This is a genomic window from Anaeromyxobacter sp. PSR-1, assembly GCF_000964525.1.
GTDB lineage: Bacteria > Myxococcota > Myxococcia > Myxococcales > Anaeromyxobacteraceae > Anaeromyxobacter.
Genome location: NZ_BAZG01000116.1, coordinates 1 through 13,170, shown reverse-complemented (window position 1 = coordinate 13,170; position 13,170 = coordinate 1). Strand labels below are relative to the sequence as shown.

At 75.2% G+C, this 13,170-nt stretch carries 12 protein-coding genes and 1 pseudogene; 8 read left to right on the top strand and 5 right to left on the bottom strand.

Going from position 1 to position 13,170, the window contains the following annotated elements:
* A pseudogene (locus PSR1_RS15750) lies at nucleotides 1-852 on the bottom strand (hypothetical protein); the annotation flags it as partial.
* A 34-nt stretch (nucleotides 853-886) separates the two neighbouring features.
* Between PSR1_RS15750 and trmB the strand changes: the two are divergent.
* Nucleotides 887-1,489 carry a tRNA (guanosine(46)-N7)-methyltransferase TrmB gene (gene trmB, locus PSR1_RS15745; RefSeq protein ID WP_059438442.1) on the top strand — a complete coding sequence of 201 codons (603 nt, stop codon included), beginning with the start codon at nucleotides 887-889 and terminating at the stop codon, nucleotides 1,487-1,489.
* Between the two features lie 82 nt (nucleotides 1,490-1,571).
* Here trmB and PSR1_RS15740 read toward each other — a convergent pair whose 3' ends face one another.
* The gene (locus PSR1_RS15740) at nucleotides 1,572-2,165 is read right to left on the bottom strand and encodes a hypothetical protein (protein ID WP_059438441.1); all 594 of its coding nucleotides are present in this window, start codon (nucleotides 2,163-2,165) and stop codon (nucleotides 1,572-1,574) included.
* Between the two features lie 142 nt (nucleotides 2,166-2,307).
* On the opposite strand from PSR1_RS15740, the gene PSR1_RS15735 reads away from it, so the two are divergent.
* From PSR1_RS15735 to PSR1_RS15705, 7 genes are all read left to right on the top strand, one after another.
* The gene (locus tag PSR1_RS15735; protein WP_059438440.1) at nucleotides 2,308-2,739 is read left to right on the top strand and encodes a hypothetical protein; all 432 of its coding nucleotides are present in this window, start codon (nucleotides 2,308-2,310) and stop codon (nucleotides 2,737-2,739) included.
* 74 nt (nucleotides 2,740-2,813) lie between these two features.
* A complete protein-coding gene (gene alaS, locus PSR1_RS15730) occupies nucleotides 2,814-5,531 on the top strand; it encodes an alanine--tRNA ligase (protein ID WP_059438439.1) in 2,718 nt (905 codons plus the stop codon).
* A 111-nt stretch (nucleotides 5,532-5,642) separates the two neighbouring features.
* The gene (locus PSR1_RS15725) at nucleotides 5,643-6,023 is read left to right on the top strand and encodes a hypothetical protein (protein ID WP_059438438.1); all 381 of its coding nucleotides are present in this window, start codon (nucleotides 5,643-5,645) and stop codon (nucleotides 6,021-6,023) included.
* Between the two features lie 130 nt (nucleotides 6,024-6,153).
* Nucleotides 6,154-6,813 carry a hypothetical protein gene (locus PSR1_RS15720; protein WP_059438437.1) on the top strand — a complete coding sequence of 220 codons (660 nt, stop codon included), beginning with the start codon at nucleotides 6,154-6,156 and terminating at the stop codon, nucleotides 6,811-6,813.
* Nucleotides 6,814-6,956: 143 nt separating this feature from the next.
* Nucleotides 6,957-7,604, top strand: a complete 648-nt coding sequence (locus tag PSR1_RS15715) for a hypothetical protein (RefSeq protein ID WP_059438436.1) — start codon at nucleotides 6,957-6,959, stop codon at nucleotides 7,602-7,604.
* 117 nt (nucleotides 7,605-7,721) lie between these two features.
* Entirely contained in the window at nucleotides 7,722-8,720 is a 999-nt protein-coding gene (locus tag PSR1_RS15710) for an esterase family protein (protein ID WP_059438435.1), read from the top strand.
* A 42-nt stretch (nucleotides 8,721-8,762) separates the two neighbouring features.
* The gene (locus PSR1_RS15705; protein WP_059438434.1) at nucleotides 8,763-9,452 is read left to right on the top strand and encodes an HDIG domain-containing metalloprotein; all 690 of its coding nucleotides are present in this window, start codon (nucleotides 8,763-8,765) and stop codon (nucleotides 9,450-9,452) included.
* Between the two features lie 61 nt (nucleotides 9,453-9,513).
* Here PSR1_RS15705 and ftsZ read toward each other — a convergent pair whose 3' ends face one another.
* The 3 genes from ftsZ to PSR1_RS15690 all read right to left on the bottom strand — a co-directional run bounded on the left by ftsZ (nucleotide 9,514) and on the right by PSR1_RS15690 (nucleotide 12,928).
* Nucleotides 9,514-10,731, bottom strand: a complete 1,218-nt coding sequence (gene ftsZ, locus PSR1_RS15700; RefSeq protein ID WP_059438433.1) for a cell division protein FtsZ — start codon at nucleotides 10,729-10,731, stop codon at nucleotides 9,514-9,516.
* Between the two features lie 20 nt (nucleotides 10,732-10,751).
* A complete protein-coding gene (gene ftsA, locus PSR1_RS15695; RefSeq protein ID WP_012527804.1) occupies nucleotides 10,752-11,984 on the bottom strand; it encodes a cell division protein FtsA in 1,233 nt (410 codons plus the stop codon).
* Nucleotides 11,985-12,049: 65 nt separating this feature from the next.
* Nucleotides 12,050-12,928, bottom strand: a complete 879-nt coding sequence (locus PSR1_RS15690) for an FtsQ-type POTRA domain-containing protein (RefSeq protein WP_059438432.1) — start codon at nucleotides 12,926-12,928, stop codon at nucleotides 12,050-12,052.
* Between the last annotated feature and the right edge of the window lie 242 nt (nucleotides 12,929-13,170).

Sequence of the window (13,170 nt, the reverse complement as noted above, 5' to 3'; positions counted from 1 at the left end):
TCCGGGTGGAGCCCGCGCGAGCAGCGCCGCGGCGGCGCCCCCGCCGGCGAGCGCGCGGAAGGACGGCTCGCGCGCGCCGAGCAGCACGGCCGCGCTGGCGCGGAGGCCGCCCGGCCCGGCCGAGAGGCCCAGGGCGAGGCCGTCGCGCACCGGCCAGGCCCGCGCGACCAGCGGCGAGCCCGGCGGCGCGAACGCGATCGCGGCCGGCGCGTCGCCAGCGCGCCGCGCGGCGCCGAACGCGGCGCTCCCCGCCAGCGCCCGCTCCGGCGCGAGCCCGGCCGCCTCGGCCACGAGGTCGGCCGCGCCTGGCCCCTGCGACACGAGCGCGGTGCGCTGCGTGACGAGGTACGCGAGCGCGATGGGCTCGCCGGCGGCGCGCCGGAAGGCGACCGTCGAGAACGCCCCGCGCGGCTCGGCGGTGCGGAGCTCCGCGCCGAGCCGCTCGCGGGCGAGGCGCCCGAGCAAGGTCTCCAGCTTCGCCGCGTCGCCGACCGGGAGCACCAGCAGCGCCCGCGCCGGCTCGCCGGCGGCGCCGAGCAGCGCGAGCGCGGCCCCGCGGCGCGCGTCCACGCCGGCCTCGGCGAGGCCCTTCGGGTCGAGCGGGTCGAAGCCGAGCTGGGCCGCGATCGCCCCGCGCGCCTCGGCGACCGCGGTCGCGCCGGGGAAGGCCGACACCACCGCGTGCAGGGCCGCCAGCTCGCGGCTGGCGCGCCCGGTCTCCGGGACGACCACCACCGCCCGCACCGCGGCGGGCACGAAGCGCTCGGGGGGCGGTCCGGGGCTGCGTCCGCGGCAGCCGCCGGCGGCGAGCGCCACGGCCAGGAGAGCCGGCAGGAGGAGGCGCCGGAGCACGGAGGTTTCTTACCATGCTAAGAGAGGCGCGCTCATGATCTTCTCCATCGAAGACGACGCACCCATCGTGCGCGACCTCCTGCCCGACTGGCGCGCCCGCTTCGGCGCGGCCGGCGGCCGGCTCGAGCTGGAGATCGGCTGCGGCCACGGCGGGTTCGCGCTCGGGTTCGCGCGCGCGTTCCCGGACCGTGCGCTGGTGGGCATCGAGCAGCGGCGGAAGTTCGCCGCGGAGCTGGCGGCCAAGGGCGCGCGGCGCGGCCTCCCCAACCTGCTGGTGCTGAACGGCGACGCGCGGCTCCTCGCCCCGCGGCTGTTCGCCGCGGGCTCGCTCGCGGCCATCCACGTGCACTTCCCCGACCCGTGGTGGAAGCGCCGCCACCACCGCCGCCGCCTGGTGGACGACCGGATGTCGGCGCTGCTCCTCGGCCTGCTCGCGCCCGGCGGCGTGCTCGACTTCCGCACCGACGTGGAGCGCTACGCGCGCGAGGCGGTGGTCCGGCTCGAGGAGGCCGGCTTCCGCAACGCCGCCGGCCCGGGCCGGTTCGCGGAGGCGGCGCCGGACGAGATCCCGTCCACGCGCGAGCGCCGCTACCTCGCGAGCGGCGAGCCGGTGTGGCGCCTGCGGCTCCTGAAGTGAAGGCGCGCGGGATCGCGAGGGCCCCCGGGCCGATGCGCCCGGAGGCCCCGCGCCCCCCGCCTCCGCGTCGCCGGTCCCGCCGCTAGTAGCGGGTGCCGGGGCTGGTCGCGCCCTGCGGCGTGGTGCTCTCGGGCGCGCCGGTGGTGCCGCCGCGGCCGGCGTCGTTGCGCGAGCCGTCGGGCGGGTGCGCCCCCGGCGGCGTGCCCGGCGTGTAGCCGCCGCTGCCGGTCCCGGTCGCGCCCATCGCCTCGACCTTCACGGCGATCTCGCGCCCGTCCACCTCGTTGAAGCTGGCGCGCACGTCCTGGCCGGGCGCCAGGTCGGCGACGTGGGCGTCGCGCCCGTCGATCGTGACGACCGTCTGGTCGGCCACGTGGAGCGAGCGCTGCGTCCCGTCCGCCGACTGGATGGTCAGCGTGCGGCCGTCGGACTGCGCCACCCGGCCGGTGATCACCTGGTCGCTGGCGTGGCCCTTCACGTCCGAGGCGGCGCCGGCCTGCGCGCCCTCCTCGGCCCGCATGCCGGGGTTGGTCGCCGACGGCGCGCTGGCGGCGGCGTCGGTGCTGGCCCGGCTCGTGCGCGCGCTCGAGGTGCGCGCGCTGGAGCCGGAGCTCGGGGTGCTGCAGGCGAGCCCGATCGCGGCCGGGACGCCCAGAAGCAAGGCATGGATCCTCATCGCGGTTCCTCCCGGACGAAAAGCTGGGCGCCCGGCGCGTGGTGGGCCAGCCCCGGGCAGCACGCCGGCGGGCGGGCCGGGCCCCGCAGGGCCGGCGCCTGCCGGGGAGGCGGGAGGCCGGCCGCGAGGCTACACTCGCGCCATGCGACGCCTCCGCTCCCCCGCGCCCCTCGCCGCCCTGGCCGCGGCCGCCCTCGCCCTCGCCGCCTGCCGCGCCCCGGCCAGCCCCGCCGACCAGTACCGCCGCTTCGCCGCCGCGGCGCGCGCCGGGGACGCCGCCGCCGTCTGGTCGATGCTCTCGGCGCGCTCGCGCGAGGCGCTCGACGCCCGGGCGAAGGCGCTGGCCGCGCGGGCGCCCGGGGTGGTGCCGGCGCGCGGGCGCGACCTGGTGCTGGGCGACTTCGCGGCGCGGGCCGCGCGGATCCGCACGGCGGTGGTGGTGCGCGAGTCGGCCGGGACCGCGATCGTGGCGGTGGAGGACGAGGCCGGCGCGAAGGGCGAGGTGACGCTGGTGCGCGAGGACGGCGCCTGGCGGGTGGTGCTGCCGGGCCTGGACGGCGGCGAAGGTCGCTGAGGCCTGGGACGGCGGCCGGGCCGCGCGGCGGTGGCTCCCGGCGCAAACCTCTGTTATTGATGCCGATCCCACCTATGAAGACCCCGACCGCCGCCGAGATCCGCGAGCTGTTCCAGCGCTTCTTCGAGGAGCACGGCCACCGCCGCGTGGCGAGCTCCTCGCTCGTCCCGCAGAACGACCCGACGCTGCTCTTCACCAACGCCGGGATGGTCCAGTTCAAGGACGTGTTCACCGGCCGCGAGCGCCGCGACTACTCGCGGGCCACCACCGCGCAGAAGTGCGTGCGCGCCGGCGGAAAGCACAACGACCTCGAGAACGTCGGGTTCACCGCCCGTCACCACACGTTCTTCGAGATGATGGGGAACTTCTCCTTCGGCGACTACTTCAAGCGCGACGCCATCGCCTGGGCCTGGGAGCTCGTCACCAGCCCCGCCTGGCTCGGCATCGCGAAGGACCGGCTCGCGGCCACGGTGTTCGCCGGCGAGGGGACGCTCCCCTGGGACGAGGAGGCCTTCGAGCTGTGGAAGGCGCAGGGCGTGCCGGTCGAGCGCATCCACAAGCTGGGCGCCAAGGACAACTTCTGGGCCATGGGCGACACCGGCCCGTGCGGCCCGTGCTCCGAGCTGCACTACTTCCAGGGCAACGACGTCCCGTGCGCCGAGGAGAAGGCCGGGCGCAAGTGCCAGGGCGTGGCCTGCGACTGCGATCGCTGGCTGGAGATCTGGAACCTCGTGTTCATGCAGTTCGAGCGCGGGCAGGACGGCGGGCTCACCCCGCTGCCCAAGCCCTCCATCGACACCGGCGCCGGCCTGGAGCGGCTCGCCTCGGTCGCGCAGGGCAAGCGCTCGAACTACGACACCGACCTGTTCCGCAGCATCATCCAGGCGGTCGAGAAGCTCTCGGACAAGCGCTACGACGCCGCCTCCGACGACGGCGTCTCGATGCGCGTCATCGCCGACCACGCCCGCGCCACCACGTTCCTGGTGGGCGACGGCGTGCTCCCGTCGAACGAGGGCCGCGGCTACGTGCTCCGCCGGATCATGCGGCGCGCCATCCGCCACGGGAAGCGGCTCGGGCTGGAGAAGCCGTTCCTGGCGGCGGTGTGCGGGGCCGTCATCGACGAGATGGGCGCGGCCTACCCGGAGACCCGGGAGAACCGCGCGTTCATCGAGAAGGTGGCGCAGCAGGAGGAGGAGTCCTTCCGCCGCACGCTCGACAAGGGGCTCGCCATCCTCGAGGGCGAGATGCGCAAGCTCGTCCCCGACGCGACCTACGACGGCAAGCCCGCCACCCCGGCGCCGGGCCGTGCCCGGCCCATCATCGACGGCAAGGTGGCGTTCCAGCTCTACGACACGTTCGGCTTCCCGCTCGACCTGACGCGCGTCATCGCGGCGGAGCGCGGGTTCGACGTGGACGAGCAGGGCTTCGACCGCCACATGGCCGAGCAGCGCGCGCGGTCCGAGTGGAAGGGCTCGGGCGAGCAGGGCGTGGACGACCTGCACAAGCAGATCGCGGGCGAGCTCGGCGAGGTGAAGTTCCTCGGCTACGAGCTGCCGGCGGCCCGCGCGCAGGTGAAGGCCATCCTCGCGAACGGCGCGCGCGTGGCGCGCGCCGGCAAGGGCGACAAGGTCGAGATCGTCACCGACGCGACGCCGTTCTACGGCGAGTCCGGCGGCCAGGTGGGCGACGTGGGCCACATCACCGGCGCGGGGCTGGAGATCCGGGTGGACGACGCGCAGCGCCCGGTGCCCGGCCTGGTCACGCACGTGGGCGAGGTGCTGCGCGGCGAGGTGGCCGTCGGCGACGCGGTGGAGCTGGCGGTGGACGACCGCCGGCGGGACCTGGTGCGCGCGAACCACTCCGCCACCCACCTGCTGCAGTTCGCGCTGCGCGAGGTGCTGGGCGAGCACGTGAAGCAGGCCGGCTCGGTGGTGGCGCCGGACTACCTGCGCTTCGACTTCTCCCACTTCCAGCCGGTCACCGAGGAGGAGCTGGCCGCGGTGGAGCGGCGGGTGAACGAGCTCGTCCGCGAGAACGCCGAGACCGAGACCGCGGTGCTGAAGCTGGAGGAGGCGCGCCACGCCGGGGCCATGATGATCTTCGGCGAGAAGTACGGCGACGTGGTGCGCGTGGTCCGCATCGGCCCGTCCAAGGAGCTGTGCGGCGGCACGCACGTGCGCCGGTCGGGCGACATCGCGTTCTTCAAGATCGGCTCGGAGGAGTCGATCGCCTCGGGCGTGCGGCGCCTGGTGGCGTACACCGGCGCGCGCGCGGTCGAGGTCCAGCAGCGCGAGGCGGAGGAGCTGCGGCGCGCGGCGGCGCTGCTCAAGGCCGGCGCGCTCGAGGTCTCGCAGAAGATCGAGCAGACGCAGCGGCGCGTGAAGGACCTGGAGCGCGCGCTGGAGGAGGCGCGCTCGAAGGCGGCCGCGGCGCAGTCCGGCGACCTCGCCGCGCAGGCGAAGGACGTGGGCGGCGCGAAGGTGCTGGCGGCGCGCGTGGAGGGCGACGGCAAGGCGCTCCGCGAGCTGGCCGACAAGCTGCGCGACCGGCTGGGCAAGGGCGTGGTGGCGCTCGGCGCGGAGCAGGACGGCAAGGCCATCCTGCTGGTGGCCGTGACCCGCGACCTCACCGCGCGCCTGAAGGCCGGCGACCTGGTGAAGGAGGCCGCGAAGCTGGTGGGCGGCTCGGGCGGCGGCAAGCCGGACATGGCGCAGGCGGGCGGCTCCGATCCGGCCGGCCTGGAGAAGGCGCTCGACAAGGTGGTCGAGCTCGCCGCGCGCGCGCTCGCGTGATCGGCGGCGCGCGCCCCCGCGGGAGCGCGCGCGGCCCGCACCTCCGGCGCGAACTGTCAAGCGCCGGCGGCCGTTGACCGTGGTGGCGCGGGGTGCCTACGATTCCCCGCGATGCCGTCCCCGCTCCCCCGATCGCGCCGCGCCCCCGCGGCCGCGTCCACGGTGGTGGACCTCGCGCAGGCGCGCGAGTCGCGCCGGCTGCGCGAGCTGCAGGCGCGCTGCCGCGGCGTGGACGAGGTGAACCGGCGGGGCCTGTCGCGGCTGTTCCAGAGCGGCCTCATCTTCACGCGCCAGGGCGCCCGGCTCGGGCGCGACCTCCTGCTCGCCCACCAGCACCTGCTCCGCGTGTCCGACCTGCTCGCGCGGATCGGCGAGCTCCCGGCGGAGGAGGCGGGCGACGCCGATCCGCTGTACGCGGAGGCGCAGTCGCTGCTCGCCCGCACCACCGAGCTGACCGCCCGCACCGGCCTCGTGCTCGCGCGCGGCCGCTGACCCCGGCGCACGTCCGCGCCGCGCCTCCGAGGCGCTCGCCTGCCCGCCCTCACTCACGGTATCGTTCACCCTGCGCGCGGCCCGCGCGGGCGCGCCGCCCGCGCCCGGCGCCGGCGCGAGGGGCGGTGCGATGCGCAGGATCCTGGCGGTGGGCGCGGCGGTCGTCGCGCTGGCGGCACCCGCGGCGGCGAGCGCGCAGATGAGCCTCGGCGTTCGCGTCGGGTACGCGCGGGCGCTCGGCGACGTGGGGGAGGGCGGCGGCGAGCGGCACGCGATGTCCGACTGGGTGGACGCGCAGCTCCCGGTGCAGGCGGACGTGATGTTCCGGGTCACGCCGGCGCTCTCGATCGGTCCGTACGTGGCCTACGGGTGGGCCTGGACCGGCGGCGACCTCGAGGCCCTGTGCCGCGAGCCGGGCGTGGACTGCTCCAGCTGGTCGATCCGGGCCGGCGCGCAGGCCCTGTACCGGCTGGCGCCGCGCGCGTCCCTCTCGCCCTGGCTCGGCGCCGGGATCGGCTACGAGTGGATCCAGTCGACCCGCGGCCTCCCCGGCGACGCGCGCGTGAACATGAACGGCGTGGAGTGGCTGAACCTCCAGGCCGGCGCCGACGTGGCGGCGACCTCCGGCCTGCGCATCGGGCCGTTCGCGATGGCGAGCCTGGGCCGGTACGGGACGGCGGAGGCCAGGCAGCACTGGCCGTTCCCGAGCAGCCGCACGGAGCTCGCCGACGCGCAGCGCTTCCACGGCTGGGTCCAGATCGGCATCCGGGTCCAGCTCGAGCAGCGCTAGCGGACCGGGCGCCCGCGGCGTCGTGTCGCGGTCCGGTCGCGAAGTTGCCGGGGGGCACACCCCGCGTATGATCCCGACCCGGCGGGGCTCGGGGCGCGACCTTCCGCGCCGACGGCGGCCCCGATCACGTGAGGGGGATCGCCATGCGCAGGATCGTGACCTTGGGCGCGGTGCTCGCCGCGCTGCTGCTGCCGACCGCGTCGAACGCGCAGGTCAGCCTGGGGCTCCGGCTCGGGTACGCCTGGGGGCTCGGGGACGTGGGCGGCGGCGGCGGTGACAAGCTGAAGATGGCCGACTGGGTGGACGGGCAGGTGCCGATCCAGGTGGACGCGCTGTTCCGGGTGACGCCGGCGCTCGCGGTCGGTCCCTACTTCTCCTACGGCTTCGCGGGGACCGGCGGCGACCTGAAGTCCATGTGCGACACGTCCGGGGTGGACTGCTCCGCGTACGTGATGCGGCTCGGCGTCGAGGGGATCTACACGCTGCCGGCCGCGGGCAACCTCGCGCCGTGGCTCGGCGTCGGCATCGGATACGAGTGGAACCGCCTGAAGGCGGAGGGCGGCGGCGAGAACCTGACCATGAAGTGGAAGGGCGTGGAGTGGGTGAACCTGCAGGCCGGCATGGACTTCCTCGTCGGGCCGCAGCTCCGCACCGGGCCGTTCCTGATGGCGAGCTTCGGCCGCTACGACAAGGGCGACGCCTCGGGCGTGATCTCCGGCGGCGGCAGCATCAACGACAAGAAGTTCCACGAGTGGCTGCAGGTCGGCTGGCGAGGCCAGTTCGACCTGTAGCGCGGGTCCGGGCGTGCAGCGCGGAGGCCGCCCCCGGGGGCGGCCTTCGTGCGTTCCGGGCGCCGCGCTTGCCCCCGGCGCGCCGCCGCGCTACCGCTCGACGGGCGCGGAGGCGACATGCACGGGACGCTGGTGGAGCTGGAGATCGACTCGCAGGCGCTGGCCGGGAACCCGCTGGGCGATCCGGCGCGGCGGCCGCTCCTGTGCTGGGTGCCGCCGGGTGGCGCGGCCGGGCTGCCCGCGGTCTACTTCCTCCACGGCTTCGCCGGCTCGGCGCGCGGCTGGCTCAACGTGAGCGCGTTCCAGCCCACCGTGCCGGAGCGGCTCGACGCGCTGGTCGCGGCCGGCGAGGCCCCGCCGTTCGTGGCCGTGTTCCCTGATGGCTTCACCGCGCTCGGCGGCACGCAGTGGATCAACGCGCCGGCGGTGGGCCGCTACCAGGACTACGTGGCCGACGACGTGGTGCGCCTCGTGGAGGCGCGGCTCGGGACCGTCCCGCGGCGCGAGGCGCGCGCGGTGGTGGGGAAGAGCTCGGGCGGCTACGGCGCGCTGCGCATGGGGCGGGACCGGCCCGACGCCTTCGCGCACCTCGGCTGCCACGCCGGCGACGCCTACTTCGAGTACTGTTACCTGCACGACCTCCCGCAGGCCGCGGCGGCGCTGCTCGGCGCGCCGGACGCCGCCGCGTGGCTGGAGGACGCGAAGCGGCGGGCCCGCGAGACGAAGCTCGCGGGCGGCGACCACCCGGTGCTGAACGTGCTCGCGATGGCGGCGCACTACGCCGCCGACCCCGCGGCGCCGCTCGGCCTGGCGCTCCCGTTCGAGCTGCCCAGCGGCCGGATCCGCGAGGACGTGTGGGCGCGCTGGCTGGAGGCGGACCCGGTCCGCTTCGTGCCGCGCGCGCTCGACGCCTACCGGCGCCTGGAGAGCGTGTTCCTCGACTGCGGCACCCGCGACGAGTTCCACCTGCGCTGGGGCGCCCGGATGGTGGCGGAGGCGCTGCGCGCGGGCGGCGTGCCGGTGGTGCACGAGGAGTTCGAGGGCGGGCACATGGGCACGAGCTGGCGCTACGACGCCTCGGTCCGCCACCTCGTCCCGCGGCTGGCGCGCGCCTGACCGGGAGCGGCGCGGGCGCGGGCTCCCGGCTACCATCGGCGCATGACCGCGCCCGTCCCGTCCCGCGCCGCCGCCTGGTCGCTGCTCTGCGAGCACACCGCCTCCCAGCCGCTCCGCCGCCACGCCCTGGCCGTGGAGGCGTCGATGCGCGCGCTGGCGCTCCGCGCCGGCGTGGCCGAGCCGGCCGGGCTGGAGACCTGGGGCCTGGTGGGCCTGCTCCACGACTTCGACTACGAGCGCTTCCCCACCGAGCAGGACCACGTCTTCCGCGGGATGGAGATCCTGCGCGCCCGTGGCTGGCCGGAGGAGATCGTGAAGGCGGTGGGCGGGCACGCGTTCTACACCGGCATCGCGCGCGAGACGCCCATGGAGAAGGCGATCGTGGCCGCCGACGAGCTGACCGGGTTCGTGGGCGCCTGCGCCCTGGTGCGCCCGTCGAGGCGGATCGCCGACGTGCCGGTGGAGTCGGTGGTGAAGCGGATGAAGGACAAGGCGTTCGCGCGCTCGGTGGACCGCGAGTACATCCGGCGCGGCGCGGAGGAGGTGGGGCTGCCGCTCCCGGAGCTTGTGGCGCTGGTGCTGCGCGCGCAGGTGCCCATCGCGGCGCGGCTCGGGCTGGACGGCGCGCCGGCGGCGGACCTGCCCGACGAGCCGGTGCCTCCGGAGCCGCCCCTCGACTCCGCCGCGCTGCGCGCGGCTACGCTCGGGGTGAGCGGACCGTCCGGTACCTGAAACGAAGCGCGGCGCGCCCGGCGAGCGGGCGCGCCGCGGGGCGCGAGGGTTCCGGGGAGGACTACTCGCGCGGCGGGTTGCCCCGGCGCAGGAACGCCGGGATGTCGTACTGGTCCTCGTCGGCCGGGCGGTACACCGGCGCCTCGCGGCGGAACGACACCTTCGCGGGCGCGGTGACGTGGGCCGGCGCGGCCGGGGTCTGCAGCCGGATGGGCGGCTTGGCGGCGGCCTCGACCGGCAGCGGCGGCGGCACCTGCCGGACCGTGGCCGGGGCCCGCGCCTCCACCGGCTCGACCTTACGGGCCATGGCGCGGCTGCGCTCCTCGCGCGCCTGGAAGCCGGTGGCGATGACGGTGATCTTCACCTCGTCGCCCAGCCGCTCGTCGATCACCGACCCGAAGATGATGTTCGCGTCGCTGTCGGCGGCCGCCTGCGCCATCGACACCGCCTCGTTCACCTCGTGCAGGGTGAGGTTCGGGCCGCCGGTGATGTTGACCAGCAGGCCGGTGGCGCCGTCCAGCGTGACGTCCTCGAGCAGCGGCGAGCTGATGGCGGCCTGCATCGCCTCCATGGTGCGCTGCTCGCCGGAGGACCGGCCCGTGCCCATGAGCGCCATGCCCTGGCCGCCCATGATGGTGCGCACGTCGGCGAAGTCCACGTTGACGATGCCGTGCACGGTGATGAGGTCGGAGATGCCCTGCACCGCGTTGAGCAGCACCTCGTCGGCGCGCTTGAACGCGTCGGCGAGCGACATGTTCTCGCCCGCCACCGAGAGCAGCCGCTGGTTCGGGATCACGATGAGCGTGTCCACCGCGGCCGCCAGCTCGGCGATCCCCGCCTCGGCCTGCTTGCGCCGCTTGTTCCCCTCGAACAGGAACGGCTTCGTCACCACGCCCACGGTGAGCGCCCCGGTGGCCTTGGCGATGTCGGCCACCACCGGCGCGCCGCCGGTGCCGGTGCCGCCGCCCATCCCGGCCGTCACGAACACCATGTCGGCGCCCTCCAGCGCCGCCGCGATCTGCTCGCGCTCCTCCAGCGCCGCGGTGCGGCCCACCTCCGGGTTCGCGCCGGCGCCCAGCCCGCGCGAGGCGGACTTGCCGAGCTGGATCTTCACGCTGGCCTTGTTCGCGGCCAGCGCCTGCACGTCGGTGTTGGCGGCGATGAACTCCACGCCCTCGAGGCGCCCGGCCACCATGGTGTTGATGGCGTTGCCGCCACCGCCGCCGACGCCGATCACCTTGATCTTCGCCGCGTCCTGCCTGTCGGTGTACTCGATCATTGGTCGGTTCCCCCCCGCGGCTAGAAGATCTGGCCCAGCCACTCCTTCATGCGGACCTTCACCTTGCGGTAGACGTTCTCGTCCCGGATCTTGAAGTACGGGCTGTCGTCCTGCTGGTGCGCGCCGTAGATCACCAGGCCCACCGCGGTCGCGTACATCGGGCTCTTCACCACGTCCACCAGGCCGCCGATCCCCCGCGGCAGCCCCCGCCGCACCGGCACGCCCAGCACCTCCTCGGCCATCTCCGGCATCCCGGCGAGCAGCGTCGAGCCGCCGGTGATCACCACGCCCGAGGCGAGGATCTCCTCCATCCCGCACTTCTGGATCTCGTGCTGCACCAGCATGAAGATCTCCTCGACGCGCGGCTCCACGATCTCGGCGAGGATGTGGCGCGAGAGGACGCGCGGCTGCCCGCCGCCCACGCTGGGCACCTCGATGGTCTCGGTCTTGTCCACCATCGAGGCCATCGCGCAGCCGTACTGCTTCTTGATCCGCTCCGCCTCGTGGGTGGGCGTGCGCAGCCCCACGGCCACGTCGTTGGTGAGGTGGTTGCCGCCCAGCGAGATCACCGCGGTGTGCTGGATCGAGCCGTTGTGGAAGATGGCGATGTCGGTGGTGCCGCCGCCGACGTCCACCAGGCACACGCCCAGCTCCTTCTCGTCCTCGGAGAGCGTGGCCAGCGAGGAGGCCAGCGGCTGCAGCACGATGTCGGCCACGTTCAGGCCGGTGCGCTGCGCGCACTTGACGATGTTCTGCGCCGAGGAGACCGCGCCGGTGACGATGAGCGCCTTCGCCTCCAGGCGCACGCCGCTCATCCCGACCGGCTCCTTCACGCCGTCCTGGTCGTCCACCACGAACTCCTGCGGGAGCACGTGGATGACCTCGCGGTCCAGCGGGATGGCGACGGCCTTGGCCTGGTCGATGACGCGGTCCACGTCCTGCTGGCGGACCTCCTTGTCCTTCACCGCCACCACGCCGTGCGAGGGGAACGCCTTGATGTGGCCGCCGGCGATGCCGGTGTAGACGGTGGTGATCTCGCACCCCGCCATGTGCTCCGCCTCCTCGATCGCGCGCTTGATCGAGGCGACGGTGGCGTCGATGTTGACCACCACGCCCTTGCGCAGCCCCTTCGACGGGTGCGAGCCGATGCCGATGATGTCGATCGAGCCGTCGTCGGTGACCTCCCCGACGATGGCGCAGATCTTCGTCGTGCCGATGTCCAGGCCGACGAGGATGTCCCCGCTCTTCGCCATGTGAACCTCCGGGCGTGACCGCGCCGTCGCGCTTTCGCCCACCTAGGGCCCTCTCGGACCCGTCCCTACCGCAGCGACGCCGAGCGTCCCTGCGGACCACCACCACCCGCTGCGTACGACCGTCCGTCCGGCTCACCGCGCCGACCGGCCACCCGGACCGCCACCCAGTCCGGGCGGCGGCGGTTGTCCAGGTGCAGCACCTCCGCCCGCTCCCCCTCGGCGTCGAGCGCCGAGAGGACGCGGTGGAGGCGCGTCAGCTTCTCCTCCAGGTCTCCCTGGCCGAGGCGGATCTCCGTCCCCTCGTCCGACCAGAGCGTGGTCCCGTACTCCGGGTCCACGTGGATCTCCGAGATCGTCGAGCGCGCGTCGAGGCCGCGCGCCGACCAGCGCCCGAGCAGCGCCAGCGCGCCGCCCAGCAGCGGCGCGAACTCGGCGCGCCCCTCCACCCACGCCTCGCGCTCGATGCCGGTGATGACCGGCAGGTCCAGCCCGTCGCCCGGGACCGCGCGCTTGAACACCTCGCCGCGGTCGTCCACCAGGTACAGGCCGCCCAGGTCCACCAGCGCGGCCGGCCGCCGCTCCGAGACCTGCACCTCGAGCGCGGGCGGGAACGTGCGGCGGACCTGGGCCGAGGCGATCCAGGGGTGGCGCCGCAGCGCCGCCGCCATCGCGTCGGTGTCGAGGAACAGGAGGTGGTCGCCCGGCTGCACCGGCGACAGGTCGAGCAGCTCCTGCGGCGTCGCGCGGGAGAGCCCCTCGAACCGGAGCTCGCGGACGCGCAGCAGGTCGCTCTTCCAGCCGAGGCGCCAGCCCAGGTACGCGGCGCCGCCGAGGGCGCCCAGCGCGACGATCGAGGGCAGGGCGAGCGCCATCGCGCGGGCCAGCCGCCGCCGCCGCTCCCCCGGAACCCTGTCCACGCGCCGCCGGTTCGGACCCCGCGCCACCCGCCACTCCCGCCACCCGGACACATCCGCCCACCGCAGCCCACGTGAATGAAACCAGAGGGCGCTTCCGGGCGCTATCACCCGACGGTGCAGGATGCCCGAGCAGCGGCCGCTGGCAAGTTTTCCGCCCGCGAAACCCGGGCCGCCCGCCTTCTCGTCTTCCCGCGAGGATGCGCTAGCATCTCCGCACATGCACCCTGGGCGCGCCAGCGTGGCGGGACTCCTCGCCGCGGCCAGCATCG